At 52.0% G+C, this 16,462-nt stretch carries 11 protein-coding genes; 4 read left to right on the forward strand and 7 right to left on the reverse strand.

Annotated features, from left to right (window positions below):
* Nucleotides 1-8: 8 nt before the first annotated feature.
* Nucleotides 9-656, reverse strand: a complete 648-nt coding sequence (locus tag ACO0LI_RS14020; protein WP_423033063.1) for a class I SAM-dependent methyltransferase — start codon at nucleotides 654-656, stop codon at nucleotides 9-11.
* A 220-nt stretch (nucleotides 657-876) separates the two neighbouring features.
* Here ACO0LI_RS14020 and ACO0LI_RS14025 point away from each other — a divergent pair, with 220 nt between their 5' ends.
* The 3 genes from ACO0LI_RS14025 (at nucleotide 877) to ACO0LI_RS14035 (ending at nucleotide 3,274) form a co-directional block, all read left to right on the forward strand.
* A complete protein-coding gene (locus ACO0LI_RS14025) occupies nucleotides 877-1,329 on the forward strand; it encodes a DUF1843 domain-containing protein (RefSeq protein WP_232063093.1) in 453 nt (150 codons plus the stop codon).
* Nucleotides 1,330-1,385: 56 nt separating this feature from the next.
* Nucleotides 1,386-2,855 carry a GDL motif peptide-associated radical SAM/SPASM maturase gene (locus ACO0LI_RS14030; RefSeq protein WP_422950769.1) on the forward strand — a complete coding sequence of 490 codons (1,470 nt, stop codon included), beginning with the start codon at nucleotides 1,386-1,388 and terminating at the stop codon, nucleotides 2,853-2,855.
* A gap of 119 nt (nucleotides 2,856-2,974) precedes the next feature.
* Nucleotides 2,975-3,274 (forward strand): DUF1843 domain-containing protein, encoded by a 300-nt coding sequence (locus tag ACO0LI_RS14035; protein WP_422950770.1) that lies wholly within the window; start codon nucleotides 2,975-2,977, stop codon nucleotides 3,272-3,274.
* 135 nt (nucleotides 3,275-3,409) lie between these two features.
* Here the strand turns inward: ACO0LI_RS14035 and ACO0LI_RS14040 are convergent, their stop codons facing one another.
* The 5 genes from ACO0LI_RS14040 to ACO0LI_RS14060 form a co-directional block, all read right to left on the reverse strand.
* Entirely contained in the window at nucleotides 3,410-4,759 is a 1,350-nt protein-coding gene (locus ACO0LI_RS14040; protein WP_423033064.1) for a lanthionine synthetase LanC family protein, read from the reverse strand.
* On the reverse strand, nucleotides 4,756-5,778 hold the full coding sequence (locus tag ACO0LI_RS14045) for a T3SS effector HopA1 family protein (RefSeq protein WP_422950772.1): 1,023 nt from the start codon (nucleotides 5,776-5,778) through the stop codon (nucleotides 4,756-4,758). The genes ACO0LI_RS14040 and ACO0LI_RS14045 overlap by 4 nt, the downstream gene beginning before the upstream one ends.
* Nucleotides 5,775-6,884 carry an aminoglycoside phosphotransferase family protein gene (locus ACO0LI_RS14050; protein ID WP_423033065.1) on the reverse strand — a complete coding sequence of 370 codons (1,110 nt, stop codon included), beginning with the start codon at nucleotides 6,882-6,884 and terminating at the stop codon, nucleotides 5,775-5,777. Before ACO0LI_RS14050 ends, ACO0LI_RS14045 begins: the two co-directional genes overlap by 4 nt.
* 189 nt (nucleotides 6,885-7,073) lie before the next feature.
* A complete protein-coding gene (locus ACO0LI_RS14055; RefSeq protein WP_423033066.1) occupies nucleotides 7,074-8,204 on the reverse strand; it encodes a hypothetical protein in 1,131 nt (376 codons plus the stop codon).
* Between the two features lie 238 nt (nucleotides 8,205-8,442).
* Nucleotides 8,443-8,901: a hypothetical protein gene (locus ACO0LI_RS14060; RefSeq protein WP_422950775.1), complete on the reverse strand. Its 459-nt coding sequence runs from the start codon at nucleotides 8,899-8,901 to the stop codon at nucleotides 8,443-8,445.
* Nucleotides 8,902-9,565: 664 nt separating this feature from the next.
* Between ACO0LI_RS14060 and ACO0LI_RS14065 the strand changes: the two genes are divergently transcribed.
* Nucleotides 9,566-11,587: an ATP-binding protein gene (locus ACO0LI_RS14065; protein WP_423033067.1), complete on the forward strand. Its 2,022-nt coding sequence runs from the start codon at nucleotides 9,566-9,568 to the stop codon at nucleotides 11,585-11,587.
* 16 nt (nucleotides 11,588-11,603) lie between these two features.
* Here the strand turns inward: ACO0LI_RS14065 and ACO0LI_RS14070 are convergent, their stop codons facing one another.
* On the reverse strand, nucleotides 11,604-16,334 hold the full coding sequence (locus ACO0LI_RS14070; RefSeq protein WP_423033068.1) for a hypothetical protein: 4,731 nt from the start codon (nucleotides 16,332-16,334) through the stop codon (nucleotides 11,604-11,606).
* Nucleotides 16,335-16,462: the final 128 nt, after the last annotated feature.

A 16,462-nucleotide genomic window follows, 5' to 3' on the forward strand; every position in this document is an offset into this window, starting at 1 on the left:
ATGTGTGCTTACACCTTTCTATGTTTATCGCTTGACGATGTGGCACGTCTGAAAGCCAGCCGTGTCCATGTCACCCCGCTTTGCTGGTTCAGTTTTTGTATTGACGCTGCCTCTGCATGCAAAATGGGTTCCAGGTTTTGCAGCGCGGCCAGTTCTATGGTCTCTGCCGCGCTGACATCAAACATCCGTCGCCCGGCAGGCACAGGGCCGTGGCGCAGCGACAAGATCATCGTTCCTGATGCATTCATCAAGCTTGCCAGCCTTGGCATGGCGCGCTGGCGTTGAGCTTTGTCCAGGTGCATCCACACGGCACTCAGCATGATGAGGTCAAAAGTTTCTTTTCTGGAGTTGAGTACAGCCAGATCGGGCAGGCTGTCATCCAGCCAGGTGATCAGAGTTGAGTCATGCAGCGCAATGCCCGGCAGGCGTAATTCACTGACCGGTTCTACGGCGACAACACGATGCCCCATTGCTGCAAAGGCCGCTGCATCACTGCCTATGCCAGAACCAATATCAAGTACACGGCCAGGTGTTACCGGCAGCAGGTGCAAGACGGCAGCGTGATGTTCTTTGAAGGAAATTTCCTGCCATTGCTGCACCAGGTAATCCGCCATCTCTGCATAGCCTTCGGTACCGCTGACTTTATTCGCATTCATGTTCTGGTTTGGTGTTTGGCAGGGTTGCTAAGTGTAAAGCATCGGCTTTGATGATTTCTTTATCTGTTTAATTTAATTAAAAAAAGAATAATGACATTGACTTTTAGATAATTGAAAATATACTAAGTAAGCTTGCCATATTGATAGCAGGCAGGTTTCCAGAATTTCATAGATACCCACCCCAGTTTCATAACCCGTACTCACTTAAAGGAGTAATTTTATGACTACCAGTAAAGAATCTTATGGCGGTTTCATCCCCCTGTATGCAGTCGCAATGAGCGATGCAATTGCCAGTGGCGACGCAGCAAAAATGAGCGCAGCGCGTGATGCCGCTTTCAGTCACCTGGCGGCTGCCGCCGATGTGGCCCGTCTGTTGCCTGAACTGGAAAGCGCGATCAAAAGCAAGGGCGGTATTATCCGTCCCCTGTATGCCGTTACCATACAAGACGCCGTCGCCCGTGGCGATCAGGTTGAAATCGCCCGCATCAAATCTGAACTTGCCTCCTATGGCAATCTGCTCGGTGGTGTCAGCAACTCTGCCGCCGCTTTTCACCCTGTCACACCTTATGGCGTCGCGATACAGGATGCGCAGGCGCGCGGTGATCAGGCCGAAGTTGATCGCCTGAAAGAACTCGCTCAAAGCCTGCTGGCACAACTCAACGCCAGCAAATAAGTACAGCCGCATGATCCCGGATGCCAGCTTGCTGGCATTTGCCACCGGAGCCAAGTATGGAACAAACTCAGGTATCTCAATCTTCTCAAGCATCCCAACCCGCCAGGGCGCGTACGCTGTCCGACCTCAACGGCCATACGCCTGTGCATGTGGTGTGGGAAATTACCCTTGCCTGCAATCTCAAATGCAGCCACTGCGGTTCTCGCGCAGGCAAGCGCAGGGTAGGTGAACTCTCCACCGAAGAAGCCTTCTCCGTGATCGATCAACTGGCCGCTCTGGGCACGCGTGAAATCACCCTCATAGGTGGCGAAGCCTTCTTGCGTAAGGACTGGCTGCAAATGGTGGAACGTATCGCTGGCCACGGCATACGCGTAGGCATGCAAACCGGCGCCCGCAATCTCAATACCGCCAGGCTGGAAGCTGGCAAGCAGGCAGGTTTGTTTGGCATAGGCGTGTCCATTGATGGCATGAAGGATTATCACGACAGGGTGCGCGGTGTCGTAGGTTCCTGGAATGATGCTCTGCGTGCCATGGAAACTGCCAAATCCCTGGGCCTGGGTGTCAGCTGTAATACCCAGATCGGTGCAGAAACCATAGACCAACTGGAACCGCTGTTCAACCGCATCATCGAAGCAGGTGCCACTCACTGGCAATTGCAGATCACTGTTGCCATGGGCAATGCGGTAGAAAATGACCACCTGTTGCTGCAGCCACACCGCGTGCTGGAACTCATGCCACTGTTGAACCGGCTTTATCATGAAGGCCAGCAACGTGGCCTGTTGCTGACCTTTGGCAACAACCTCGGTTACTTCGGCCCCTTCGAGCATCACTGGCGTGGCCTCGGTGATGAAACCCTGCACTGGACAGGTTGCGCTGCTGGCCAGAATGTCATCGGTCTTGAGGCGGACGGCACGATAAAGGGGTGCCCATCTCTGGCAACAGAAACCTATGGTGGTGGCAATGTCCGTGACACTGCCGTGGCAGAGTTGTGGAACACGTCTGAGGCCCTGCACTTTGGCCGCATGCGCAATATCGATTCACTGTGGGGCCATTGCCGCACTTGCTACTACGCCGATGTTTGCCGTGGTGGCTGCACCTGGACTTCAGATTCCCTGTTCGGCAAGCCCGGCAATAATCCCTATTGCCACTACCGTGCACTGAAGCTGGAAAAACGTGGCATACATGAAAAAATTCGCAAGGTGGCACCAGCGCCTGACAAGCCTTTTGCCATAGGCCGGTTTGAACTGTATGAAGAAGCAATTCCCGGCAGGCAAATTCTACCCGAGGAACCTGCGCCAGCACCACGCGTGGCAGAACGCACCAGCAGCAATCCCTTGCCTGAACTGGGATTGTGCCGCAGCTGTCATGAATACATCTGGCAGGATGAAACCGAGTGCCCGCACTGCCATGCCGATGTCGCTGCCGCCGCACAAAAATATGCCATTGAAGAAGCCAGACGGCAAGCCGTCATGACAGAACTCAAGAGCGTACTCGATCGCCTGCATGTGCTGACCAGCACAGTGTGACGATCAAAGCCCGGCCTCCAAATTTTTTGGGGTTTGCCGGGGGAAATTTTGTATTGATAAATATTTTCCTTAATCCGCCTGGCTTTATATTGATGCCAGGATTTCTCGAAGGAGTAGATATGGTTTCCCCAACACACGCAGCACCCTTGGCCGCCTTGTATGCCGTCCCCATGCATGAAGCCATCGCCAGTGGCGATGTCAAAAAAATGTCCACCGTCCGCGATCAGGCACTGGACTATCTGGCAGCCGCATCAGAAATAGAACGCCTCTTGCCGTCGCTGGAAACAGCCATGAAAGCCAAGGGCTTGCCGCCGCAAGCCTTGTATGGTGTGGCGATACAAGATGCAGTGACACGTGGTGATCAGGCTGAAATCGCGCGTTTGAAAGCGCAAGTGGCTTACTACAATCGCTTGTTTTAATAGTTTGTAGGTTGGGTTGAACTTGTAGGTTGGGCTGCGGTTTACCAGCCCAACACTCGGCGTTTAAATAAGGTATACGTATGTTGAGGCCAAGTGTTGGGCTGATGAAGCGTAGCCCAACCTACAAAATTTCAATCAACTCCCCGCCTTATCCGGCGGTGTCACAATCAACACCGAAGGCACAGCTTCAGGCTTATACAGACGCAAATAAAAGTGCCCTATCCCCGCCGTCCCCAGCATCAGGTTAGGTGTCTCACCCGTACCCGCCACGCCGCAGGGCCAGGGCATGTCGGACTGGCCGTAATGCTGCCAGCCTTCCTGACCGATTTTTTCTGCGATCTGGGTCAGGTCAGGGCGTTTCAGATATTGCCCGGCCATGATCATCAATTCAGCATTGCCGCAGGCACCATGGCATAACGAAAAATTACCTATGCCATGCACCCAGGCGGGCATCAGTGAACTCGCGGTGGTTTGTATGGCCGCGTTCAATTCCTGCATGAGCATGGCATCATCCGGCATCAGGGCGACATTGCGCAGGCGCGATAAACCTATGCCTGGCGCGCCATGGCACCAGGCCATGTTATACACCGGCGGTGCATCTGTCTGGCTGGCATCCATGATGCGCAAGTCTGGCCAGTTATTATGCTGGGCGCTGAACAGGCTGCGTTCATAACGCAGGCCTTCGTTGGCACCGTCCATATAGCGTTTTTCTCCTGTGGCTCGATACAGTTCCAGCAAGGCGGTGACGATGCCTGCCACGCCATGCGAATGCCCGGTCAGGTGTTTTTGTCCGGGCACATGCATGGTTTCCCATGACCAGCCAGCGTCGCTTTTGCTGGCGTGCTCAAGCAAATAATCACCATGGCTTTGCGCCATGGTGATGAAGTCGGGGCGCTGGTGTTCGAGGCCGAGTTTCAACATCGCCGGTATGGCACCGGCACTGCCACCGATGACATCGATGAACATCGCATCCGGCACCTGCTCTTTGAGGCTGGCCATTTCACGCAGACCACGGGCGATCAGGGTTTCATTTTTCAATAATGTACCGATACGTACCAGCACATAGGCAAAGCCGCTGCTGCCTGCGTAAAAACCGCTACGGGCTGGCCCTTGCATCTTGTCAGACAGCGACAATGCCTGGTTCAATGCGCCTTCGAGTATGCGTTTTTGTTGTTTGTCGCCGCTGAACTGATGCAGTTCAGCGAGGAATAGGGCAATACCACTGGTACCACCATACAGGTCACCGGCAAAAGAGCGGTAAGCTGGTACCCAGTTTTGATTCACGGCTTCCATGGACCAGCCCAGCCAGTTGCAGCGCGCCCCATCCCAGACCGCATCGCGGCATAAATTGCGACCTATGCGATCGGCAACGTCGAGATAAACTTCTTTGTAAGGATTGATGACTGCATTGATGGGTGCAGTCATAGGTGCATTCATAGGCGCAGTTACAGGCGTAGTCATAGGTACATTGATAGGTGCATTCATAACAGCAAGCCTCCGTTAAATACGGGTGTTTCAAACAGGTTGACTGAATTGCGGTTCAGGTAAGGGGTGCGCATGTCTATGCCACTTGCTGCAAAGCGTTTTTGCACGGCATCTGCACGTGCGTTCACGCTTTGTGAGCCTGCCAGCCAGGCATCGACCATGCCTTCTGCCACCAGCCTGCACCTGTGCATGCCAAAGCTCTCACCGGTACCGGGTTCTTCTGCCACACCTATGCCGCTCATCAGGGTTTTACAGAACATTGGTGTGGCTACACGCAGCTTGCTGCCCAGGCTGGCATGCAAATCCTGCATCAGCGCTGCGACCATGGCGTAGTGGCGCTTGGCGATATATAGCACAGCGGCATCAGCGCGGCGATAGGCGCTGGCATCAACCAGGGTTTTATAACGGAAGGGCAGGGCATAACGGTTCAACTGCGCAGTAAGACCGTAGAGTAATTCTGCTGCGGCATGCGCTGGTACATTGAAGTAAAAACGTATCAGTTCATAATCGTCAAACTGGTCAGACAGGTTGCTGCCAAACGCATAGTAAAACCCCTGCTGCATATCGGCAGTGCCGGGATACACACGCAAGTTCACCAGCTCACCGGCCTGCGCTGGCATGCCCGGCCATTTGTTGGCCGCATATTCGCCCGCCATTGCGGTGCGGCTGCGTTCACCTTTTTGTATCATGACGCGGCCATCGGGACTTTGCTGATAAATTTTCCAGCCGGGGTCCCAGCGGTCTGAGGTCTGGTTGGCCTGGCTCAAATTTGCTACCAGGTTTTGTGATGGCAGCGCAGCTTCGCCCGCAGCGTCACGCACATAGTACATGCCATACAGGCTGTTATTGATGGCGGTGATCAATGCCTGGGCAGGGCTGGTTTGTGCACCTGTGGATGTAACCGGGATGGGGGTATTGCTGCCCAGTGCATAGCTCTGCTGATTGTGGATTTGCAAGGCAGCATAGATGCCATTTAATTCTTCGCGCATGGATGCATTGTTTGTAGATGCGTCACTCATGATGACAACTCCCCGCTAAACCCGTACAGGGCAGATGCTGCCTGCCGTGAATCGCGCAAAATATTCTGGCTTACCTGTAATAAGGTCGCTGCATGATTGGTCATGACGGGCGAGTAATACAGGGATTCAAACGCAGTCTGCACCATGCGTGCAGCACCGTATTCTATACAGCGCAGCAGGTAAGGGTAGGCCTGCGATTTGTCGATGCCTGCCGTCTGTACATAGCTGCGCCAGAAAGCGTGGATGGACGGGTACATACCCTCCAGCGGAAAGACAGCCTTATCGACAAAGCTGGCAGGGTCAAATTCCTGATACAGCGGCATGGAATATATCCACGAAGTCAGATAGGCTTGCAGCACTGCCCCTATATCCCAACTGGCATCGCCATAATCAACCAGTTCCCAGTCGATGATGCGGAAAGTCATCTCGCCATTGGGGCCAGGATAGACTACGCAGTTATCCCACTTCATGTCACCGTGAATAATGCTGTCATAGCGCCAGCCTTGTGCCAGCCGTGCCAGGTTTTGCTGCAGGTCAGGGTATTGCCTGATCAGTGCGCCCAATTGCTGCACGCCACCACTAAGGGTGGAGCCAGCCTGCACACTGTTCAGATGAAAACTTAAAATCCAGGGCGCCATGCGTGGGAAATTGCTGAGGTCTTCTGTCCGCAACGACTTGCCGCGCAAGGTCTGGTGATAACTCCCCAGTGCAGCACCGAGCAACTTGCCTATCTCGGCTGGGAATGTTTTTTTGCGGGCATGAAATTCCGTCAGATTTTCACCGCCGGGTAACAAGCTGATGGTCAGGCAATGACGGCCAGCATCATGATCGACAAAGCCGGGCATCAGCCTTGCCAATGCTTCGTAACCATTTTTTTGCGCCATGCGGTAGCAGGCGGCTTCGCGCTGCATGGTCGAGATTGCCATGGGTTCGACTTCCTTGATCTGCTTGACGAACAAGCCTGAACCATCGCGCCGTATGATCTTGTAATTGCGGTTGCGGCGGCCTGCCTCTACCACCATGAAATCGCCATCGACAACCACGCATGGTGGAACCGTGCCTCGCGCCAGCAGATAGTGGGCCATATTGGATGCGGTCAAAAACATTCCTGATTACTCCTGGTATTACGGCAGCCTTACGCTTGCCAGTATGCCGAAACCCCGGGTGCAAATTGCACCCGGGGTTTACTAAGAATGAGTCAACCCGCGGTCGGGATAGTATCCCGACCGTTTTTACCAGGGCTGATCAAACTGCTCTGTACTGCTTTAGTTCCCTTGCACCTTGTTGTTTCCTGTTTAGCAAAAACCAGGGGCAGTGATGTTGCCGCAAATTGGCATGTTATTCGTAGGAATAACAGGCCCTACCGTCATTGGCAGGCAAGTGTTGCCACAAACTTGCATATGGTTGGTTGGATGTACCGGACCCACGGTCATGGGCAGGCAAGTGCAACCGAGCAGATGCGTAGGCGCTACCGTTTGTGTGCAAACCGTGGCAGCAGTGTGGCAAACAGCGGCAGCAACGGTTGGGCAATGTGGTGGTGCCGACAGTGGTGGCTGGCAACCATGCCACGCGGTATGGCCGCAAAATTGTGGTGCGGCTGTGCAATGCTGTACGCCGGTTGGTCCAACCTGCTGTTGCGCTTCCAGTGTGTGTGGAGGGCAAACGAAGCAATGCGTCGCATTCGTTGGATTCATTGCCTGTGCTTGCTGAGGTGCAGCCTGCTGTGCCTCAACGGTAAATGGTGGGCAAATGAAGCAATGGGTATTGGCAGTAGGGTTTGTGGTGGGGTGGAAAGGGAAATGCGCCTGTTGTGCATGTTGCGCCTGTTGTGGCGGGCAAGCCTGCCATGCCGTATTGCCGCAAACCTGAGGTGCAGCGGTGCAATGTTGTACACCGGTTGGGCCGATGGGCGGGCAAGGCTGCCACGCTGTGTTGCCGCAAAATTGCGGGGCAGCTGTGCAATGCTGTACGCCAGTTGGGCCGACATTGGCTTGTGCTGCAAATTGCTGGGCAGGTGCTGCTGCTCCTGCAAAGTTTTGTGCCTGCGCTGGTGCGGCCAGGCCGCCACCTACGCCACCATGGAGTACCGGTGTTTGATTTTGTAGTACCGGTGTGTGGGTTTGGAATATGGTCGGATCGAAGGTCGTAGTGATAGGCAAGCGTGTATTAGCCTGACATTGTATGCCGCATTGAGGTTGATTATGGGTGAAGTGGCATATCGCAGGGCTGGTGACATGCTGGCAAATTGGGCCAGCAAGAGTCTGCGGGAAGCACTGTGGCGGTTGCGTCACATGGCAGATGACAGGCGAGGTGTTTGGCAGGCATTGTGGTGGTTGTGTCAGATGATGACATGCGGCCGGAATAGTCACAGGCAGGCATTGAGGAATCAATGTGTTGATGTGACAAATCGGTAATTGAGTAGTCATGGCAAAACTCTCCTAAGAGTGGTACTGCATTTCATGAACAAAAAAGAAAACCAGGGAAAAACAAAGCAACAAACTAATGGCAGCAATGCATGCCTCTGATAAAAAAAACAGGGCAGTGACATGCGCCATTCTTCACACATTCGCATGAGAAAAAGGCCAGTCAGGCAAGGGCCCTTCACATCACGAATATTCCAATTCGGGTATTTCGGTCTGAATTCTTGTCGGAATTTCTGTCAGATTATTTCGGGGTGTCAGGGCAACCTGGCCATGCAGTGTTGCCGCATTGCGCCGGGGCCTGCGTGCAGTTCAATACGCCGGTAGGGCCGCCAGCCACCGCTGCCTGGGCTGCTGCATTGGCGGCGGATGCTGCGGATGCAGCTTGGGCACTTTGTATGGGCCCGTTGAAAAAACTGAGCTTGGTGTCAGCCACGCTCTTGCCTTTGCGTATGAGTTCGGCGTCGGCCTTGATCCATACATAGGCGGTTTCCAGTGGATTATTGCTGCTGGCAGATGCCGCTGCCGTGTGCAAGATTGCCTCGCTGGGGATTTCATAATATTCATTCAGGACTGCATTCAGGTACAGCCGGGTATAGCCTTCCAGTGCAGAATTACCCACAAAGCCGTTGAGCAAGACCACATCAGGAATATTCGCCGGATCAGCAGCCAATACTTCTACAAAATACTTGTCTTTCGCCATCACAATTCTCCATTCGGTTGGCACTGAAACACTATCGGACTTAGGGCTTTGCTGATACCCGATTACTGTTCCAGAAAATTTTGGACAACAATATTCAACAAACAGAAGCCGGGCCCCTGCCTTGCAGCTACAACACGCATCACCGTTACAGCCAGATGACACGTTCAAAATCCCTGATGTGATGCAAATCCATACATGCAAAAAAAGACGGCGACAACAATCCACCCCGAGCCGTTTGGAAACGGGCTCAAACACTCAAAAATCACAAAAAGGGAGAGATTGCAGGCGAGGAAATTAATTACATATGCTTATTACTTTATTTGCATGTCAATCATTCAAGGTTAATTTATTATTAATATTTGTCAAGGTCGAAATACGTAACAATTTATTACTATCTTGTCTCAAGGGAAATTTAATACTGAGGTAAGTGACAGGTAATTGGCAGGTAATTGAGCAGCGAATCTGCTTGTCTTGAATGGTGAAGCCAGCAGTCGCCATGGAAGATATATAGTTGCATCGCAAGGCTGCTGATTCATTCGCCTATTTATGACAGACAACTTACAATGATGCAGTCCTGGAACTCAGTCACTGTGATGCGGCGTGTTCCAGTGAACTGGCCTGCAGGGCAGATATCCTTTCCCGTTGATCTTGAGTGAATACCTTAATGCCAGTGAAGCGCACCTCCATCAAGTTAGCCATGTATGTGTTTATTGCGCTGGTATGCACGGTCCTGACTGGCAATAGCATCTGGCAAATGTGGAAAACCCATGAGATGGCCGTGCGTGCCGGTGATGTGGCCGCCGGCAATCTGGCGCAGGCCATGGCCCAGCATTCCGGTGATACGCTCAAGGCGGTGGATGCTGCCATCATTTCTGTCCTGGACAGGCTGGAGCAGGATGCCGGCTATCTGCATCAGCGTGACAAACTGACGCTGACCCTGAAGCGCGAGATGGATAACCTGCCGCAGTTAAAACTCATGACGGTGATCAACGCTGATGGCAAGGTCATGGCATCAAGCAATGCCGGTTTTACCCTGGCCAGTGAACTCGAACACGATAATCTTGCGTATCACCAAACACATGCAGACGCTGGCTGGTATATCAGCAAATCCGCCAAAGTGGTACAGGATGGCAGCTGGGTTTTCCTGATGTCGCATCGCCTCAATCAAAAGAATGGTGAATACGGCGGCATGGTGCTGGCACATATTGATGTTGATTTCCTGCTCAAATATTTCAACAGCATCAACCTCGGTAAAAAAGGTTCTATCGCCATGCTGACAGATGATGGCACACTGATCCTGCGCAGGCCCATGATAGTCGGTGCGCTGGGAAAAAAATACATTAACAGCCCCATTTTCCGCGAGCAGATTGCTGTCAATAAATTCGGCACATTTTCTACAACTTCCAAGCTGGATCGTGTAGAACGGATAGTCGGTTATAGCCGTCTTGAACAATTCCCCCTGATAGCGGTGGCTGCTCTGTCCAGGGAAGAAGTGCTGGAAGCCTGGCGCTCCAGTGCCATAGTGCAAGGCATAGGCAATGGCGTGCTGATCATCATCCTGCTGATCTTTGGTGCTGTCATCGTCAGACAATTTGAAAAACAGTTGCAAGCGGCTGCAAAGCTGTCCCAGTTGTCTGCCATCATAGACAGTTCGGAAGACGCTATCATCGGCGAATCTCTGGATGGCATCATCACCAGCTGGAATGAGGGAGCAGAGAAATTGTTTGGCTACCAGGCCGCAGAAGTGCTGGACCGTTCTTCCAGGCTGCTGTATGCAGATAATGACGTGATCGCCAGTTCAGCACATCTGGGTAGCATCATCAAGGGAGAGCGGGTCAGCCATTTTGAAGTGACAGGGCTGCGCAAGAACGGTGAAAAAATCCAGCTCTCTGTTGCCATGTCACCAGTACATGATGGTGAACAAAACGTCATAGGTGCTTCCACGATTGCGCGTGATATTACCCAGCGCAAGCAAGTAGATAATATGAAGGCGGCCTTCATTTCTACGGTCAGCCATGAATTGCGTACTCCCATCACGTCGATCCGGGGTGCGCTGGGCTTGCTGGAATCTGGCACGCTGATGGAGCTCACTCCCAAGGCCTTGCAACTGGTGCGCATAGCCCATAACAACAGCAAGCGCCTGACTGGCCTGGTCAACGATATCCTCGACATGGAAAAAATCAGCTCTGGTCACATGCGTTTTGAAATTCAGCGTGTCGATCTGACCACCCTGGCCTTGCAGGCGATAGAAGCAAATACCGGCTATGCACAGGAGCGCCAGACTTCTTTTGCATTGACCGAATATCCAAGGTCGGCCTGGGTCATGGGCGACTCTGAGCGCATCATGCAGGTGTTTGCCAATCTCTTGTCCAATGCGGCCAAATATTCACCTGAGCATGTACAGGTAGAAATCCGCCTCAAGCTTGAGGATGAGGTTTTCAGGATAGAGGTTGAAGACCGTGGTGCAGGCATTCCTGACGAATTCCGCCCGCGTATTTTTGGCAAATTCGCCCAGGCAGAAGAGCATGGCGAAAAAAACCTGGGTGGCGCGGGCCTGGGTTTGAACATCACCAAGAACCTTGTGGAAACCATGGGCGGCAGCATAGGTTTTGAATCACAAGCTGGTGTCCGCACCGTGTTCTGGTTTACCTTACCCGCTGCCGCACAGCGCGGCAGTGATTTGTAAGCAGCTCAGCTTTTCCTTAAATCTTGCGTGACAAGCCATTCGGGTTTGCCAGCCTGTCAGATATCTGCGTCAGCCTGGAACTGGGCAAGGCTGGAATGTCGAGCAAATCCGCTTTGCTTTGCTGGGTGGCAGCAGATGCCATGGTCACCGCTTCATAATGCGCCCCTTTTTGTATGATGACCACATCATTGTTTCCGGTGCGGTTGGTGGGCAATACGACAGGCTTGCCGTTTTCATCCGGCTGGACGATCAGCACATTCATGTCGGCATTAAATTTCTTGTTGATAAAATTCACCAGCGACTTGAATGGTGCATCATCTGAATACAGCATTTTGCTACCTACTTCAGGATATTTATTCTGTACTGCGGTACGCAACTTGCCCGCCATTTCTGTATGCTGCGAACCATAATCTTTCGTGGCGTGCTGTAACAGGGAAATGATCAGGCAATTCAGGCCATCGCCATTGTTGGGTACGATGCCTATGTTCCTTGCTTTCATCCAGCTCTCTACCTTTGGCATCAGCTTTGTCATGCGCTCAGTTTCTTCAGCGATTGCCTGCGCGGCCCTGCCGTCGGATGATGAGCCTGCCTGAATTTTGGGCGTAGGTAAAATACTACCTTGTACCAGTTTGTTGGTCTCATTTCCCTGAGCACCAAAAGCAGTTCCTTGTATCTCTATAATTTTCTTCGCCGCCGTTGATGCGCCTTTTGCATCGAAAGGCGATTTGGCGACTTCGCTACTGCTTTTTTCAGTCTTGGCAGGCTGTGTGCCATTGATAAAACTTTTTTGCAGGCTGGATATGTTTTTGCCTGCTTCATTGGAATTGAACGTAGCCGGTGGTGGAGTGGATGTGTCTGCTTTTTTCTCCTGCGCTGCAGATTTACTCAGGGCAGATCGTTTGGCTATTTCTTTGAATGCTTCAACCCTGACACGGTCAGTGAGCGTCATGTTTTTGGAGATGATCTCAAGCTCATTGGGTTTGAGTTCGCGCAGGGTCTTTCTTTCTGGCCGCATGACATCGGCCATCCCAGATTTTAATTGTCCAAACAGGCTTTTCTTGTTGTCGAGATTCCTGATGCTATCGGCCACATCTTTTGCTATCTCTGCCTTGGGGGTTTTGATACTGAATCCGTCATTGCGGTGTTCGCCATGGATCATCGCTGCGCTGTTGACTTGTTTGGTGACGTCAATGATGTTGACGAAATGATCGAAAACCTGGCGGCCCTTCGGGCTTTCAAAATAAGCCAGGCGCTGCTCAACAGAAGACAGTTTGCCTATCACTGTTTTTTCTTTTTCCCAGTCTATGCTATCGGGCAACTGCATATTGCGTATCTGGCTCAGCAAAGTATCCGGTGCCTTGGCGAATGGGTCGCCATTATCCTTTGTTGAGCCGGGTGCAAAGTGGGCCACTTCGTTTGCCATGTTTGCGGCACGTTTATAGGGTTCTTGCTCAAAATACCAAAAGAATTCATTTGGCATGGGCATGGTTGAAATATCAAATCCAGCCCTGGAGATGGATTGATATTCATAGTGCTTGTTGATCAATTTGATGAACAGATCAGGGTTACCCAAATACTGACCCTTCATTTGCGGATTGGCAGCAAACATCTCAGACAGTGAAGCATTATTTTTCTTGCCCAAATCCAGCATTTCTTTCATGGCAGAAGAGCGCATCATCAGATAGCTGAGGTCAGGGCCAATAATTTCACTGACAACCGAGGTCGTCGAATCTTTATTGCTGAGTGACAGAGATGTGACCCCGGCTTTTGTCACTACCAACGGAACGGAAACACTCATGCCGCTATCCGTATTGGCCATGGCACGGATATGCTGCATTTCAAACCGCGCTTTCGAGCCTACCCCTGGCATCCGGTGCAATTTCAACTCGATTGTGGCGCCAGCTCCCTGGTCTGCCACCACCCCTTGTATGCTGCGCAATTGCTGGCAAACTTCTTCCGTCATCGAGCGCAACTCGCGGGCAGACGTACCGGGATAGAATTTTTCCATCACCAGCAGCAAGCCTTCTTCTGCCAGCTTGCCGGTAATGGGCTGGCCAGCATTTGCACTGATCGACAGCAGCATGAATTGCCCCAGCCGCCCCGAGTTGATCTGCGAAGAAGCATTTTGTACTTTTGTTTCTACAGACACAGACATATTCCCTACCTGAGTCGAAAAACTGGGGTTATGTTGTCCGTCTTCTTTAATCTGCCCGGTCTGCGCTGGCAGGGTATCGGTTATATTGAAATTCGAGCCGCCAGAACCCGACAATTTTGCCGAGTAATCCTGCCTTTGCCAGAGTGCCCGTTCTTTCAACAGCATGTGTTCTGACAAGGTTTCCCGCTTGATAGGCAGCAAGGTCGTATCCATGAGTTCACGTATCTTTGCGTACTCTTTATCCGCAGCCCTGATCGCGGCAATTTTCTGTTCCCTGATTGCTGGATCTGCCGATGGATGAGCTGCCTCTTCCCTGGCGATTTCCCGCTTGAGCAAACTCAGGTGCGTACCTGCAGAAGCCAGCGCCAGTGAAATGCCATCATAGCTTTCGGCCACGAATTTCTCTGGGTCTTTCAAGGCGGCTTGCAAGCCTTGCTGGTTTTTCCCCTGCCAGATTTCGGCATTGATCGCCTGGTAAGCATGCTCCCTCTTTGCCTGGAAATCATTTCTCAATTCAGGCGGCAGATAATGGTCTGGTTTGGCCAGCACCAGATTGGCATTCTCCAGATAATTACTATAGATATGATGCAGCTCAGTAAAAGCGGAAGTCAGTCCGGATAATTTATTGACATCAGGTGCATTGATACTGCTCTTGAATTGCGCAGGAATCTGGCCATTGTTGCCGTAAAAATGCTGGGCTTCTGTCGTCAGTTTATTGTTTACGTTGCTGATATTGCTGACATCGCTGGTGCCGGGAGTCCCTTGTTCCATGACCGTACGCAATGAATGATATAAATGCAGGCGTGGATTATTCAGTTTCTCCACCCGCTGATGCACTTCCATGGTCTGCGCCATATCGTGCAAATGCGCAGGGTCAAGCAGGCGATGTGCTGGCTCGGCGGTTTTGATATGCATGGCCAGATTTTTGACTGTCAGCTCACCTGCTGCCTTGCCGCCAACAGCCGCCCAGCTGCCTTCATTGTGTTTCTTGCCAATGTCGGCGGCGACAGTTCCCGTTAAACTCTTGATTGCCGGTCTTAAAGTTTTATTGTTGGCATAGCCGACCGAATCAGGGATGGATGCATTGATGGGCGAGCGCAATTTGCTGGCAACATCGGTACCCTGGTCTTTATATGTCAGTTGGGCAGCGCTGGGATAGGCAGCAGCAAATAAGTCAGTGATCTTTTTTTGCCCCAGCATGCCGTCAGCCGCACTGGCAATATGCATCAGTTTTGAGGTGTTATAACCTTTGGCCAGTTTGGCGTCGTTCAGATAAGTGGGCTCAGTCGCATCACTTTCATAACGCCTGCCGATGACGAATTTAGCAATCTTGTTATAGGTTTCCTTTGCCTTTGCGAGTGCTTCTGCACCTTGTCCAGCCGACCTCTGGCTCAGCAATTGGTTCGCATGCATGTTTGCGATCAGCTTCGCCATCTCGGCAGTCGTCGCTGTTTCAAAAAATGTCGTGCCAAATTCAGCTTTGACTTTGCCACTGGCTTCATATCCCCAGCCGTGTATCTTGTCAACAAAGCCGCCTTTTATTTGCCCGCCAAGCATTTCCCAATAATTGTGATCTCCATCTTCATCCACGCTAAGGACATTGGTTTTTTGCAGGCTGCCGCCCAGGCTACCGACGCCAAAAAAAGAATGTTTGACACCTATGCTTTTTGATACGACCAGGCTGGCACCGGGCCGGGCTTTATCTATGCCTGGTGCCACGCTCTCCATATTCTTTGCTTCAGCTGCGGCGTATTTATCCAAAATTGCTGGCGCTGCGGCAGTCAGGTGTATGCGTTTTAATTCTGTGAGCAGGGCGCCCATGCAGCTATACGTCAATGCCAGTTCAGGTTCAGGTGTAAACAGCGGGCGTTTGAACATGGAGGTGGCGAGATTGCGTGCCAGTTTTCTTGAATCAGTGGCTGCCTGTGAAAAACTTTGCCGGATTTTTAAACCGAGTTCATCTTCAGGCAAGGCATTTTTGCTGGTGGCCAGGGCCAGCACGGCATGTAATTCTTCAACTATCTTTGCTCTTCTTTTTTCGCGTAAATCCAGCGGGCTCGCTGGTACCGGTGGTAATTCCTGTATCAGGGCGCGCACTGTCCTGGCCAGATTTTCACGGTTGATCGCACCCGTTACCGGGTCAATCACTGGCCCTGTCGCAGCCTGGGGTTTTTGCGTGCCAGCAACCGCAGTTTCATCCTTGCTGTTCAGGCGAGAAAGCAACTGGCTCTGCATGGAGTTGTTAACACTGCTGCGCAGCGAGGCCGGCGGTGAACTGACAGACCTGGGGGCAGGTGTGCCAAGGCTGACGCGCTCTTCCTTCATGCGGCGCTTGAGCAAGTCCTGGATGGATTCTGTACTGCGCGGTCTTATTTTTTCTGATGCTGCAGTTTTCAGCGGGCTGCCCGTGGTTTGCGTCTTCAGATAGCTATTCCAGGATTCAGTCAATGAGCCTTTGGGCAAGTTCAGTTGCAATTCTGGCGCCCCCGATTTTTTCAAATCGTTCTGCAACTGTACATACAGGTAACGATTACGCTGCGAGTAGGTTGTGCTGCCTGCTGCGTCCCTGCCGCCTGCGTGCGAGACGTTCATGTTCAACGCATCAGCGGACGATGGAGTGGGTGAGGAAGGAGTTTCGTTTGCGTCAAAACTCTTGAGGGAATAACTTTCAGCTTTGATATTGCTTATCATCTCGCACGCCCGCTAGTAATGAATTATTA

It is taken from the genome of Undibacterium sp. Tian12W (assembly GCF_049339405.1).
Classification (GTDB): domain Bacteria; phylum Pseudomonadota; class Gammaproteobacteria; order Burkholderiales; family Burkholderiaceae_D; genus Undibacterium.

What these genes read in the sequence shown, in the direction of transcription:
- ACO0LI_RS14060 (WP_422950775.1), bottom strand. Translation starts at nt 8,901, where the DNA reads ATGGCGAAAGACAAGTATTTTGTAGAAGTATTGGCTGCTGATCCGGCG.
- ACO0LI_RS14025 (WP_232063093.1), top strand. Translation starts at nt 877, where the DNA reads ATGACTACCAGTAAAGAATCTTATGGCGGTTTCATCCCCCTGTATGCA.
- ACO0LI_RS14050 (WP_423033065.1), bottom strand. Translation starts at nt 6,884, where the DNA reads ATGTTTTTGACCGCATCCAATATGGCCCACTATCTGCTGGCGCGAGGC.
- ACO0LI_RS14040 (WP_423033064.1), bottom strand. Translation starts at nt 4,759, where the DNA reads ATGAATGCACCTATCAATGTACCTATGACTACGCCTGTAACTGCGCCT.
- ACO0LI_RS14070 (WP_423033068.1), bottom strand. Translation starts at nt 16,334, where the DNA reads ATGAACGTCTCGCACGCAGGCGGCAGGGACGCAGCAGGCAGCACAACC.
- ACO0LI_RS14065 (WP_423033067.1), top strand. Translation starts at nt 9,566, where the DNA reads ATGCCAGTGAAGCGCACCTCCATCAAGTTAGCCATGTATGTGTTTATT.
- ACO0LI_RS14030 (WP_422950769.1), top strand. Translation starts at nt 1,386, where the DNA reads ATGGAACAAACTCAGGTATCTCAATCTTCTCAAGCATCCCAACCCGCC.
- ACO0LI_RS14045 (WP_422950772.1), bottom strand. Translation starts at nt 5,778, where the DNA reads ATGAGTGACGCATCTACAAACAATGCATCCATGCGCGAAGAATTAAAT.
- ACO0LI_RS14020 (WP_423033063.1), bottom strand. Translation starts at nt 656, where the DNA reads ATGAATGCGAATAAAGTCAGCGGTACCGAAGGCTATGCAGAGATGGCG.
- ACO0LI_RS14035 (WP_422950770.1), top strand. Translation starts at nt 2,975, where the DNA reads ATGGTTTCCCCAACACACGCAGCACCCTTGGCCGCCTTGTATGCCGTC.
- ACO0LI_RS14055 (WP_423033066.1), bottom strand. Translation starts at nt 8,204, where the DNA reads ATGACTACTCAATTACCGATTTGTCACATCAACACATTGATTCCTCAA.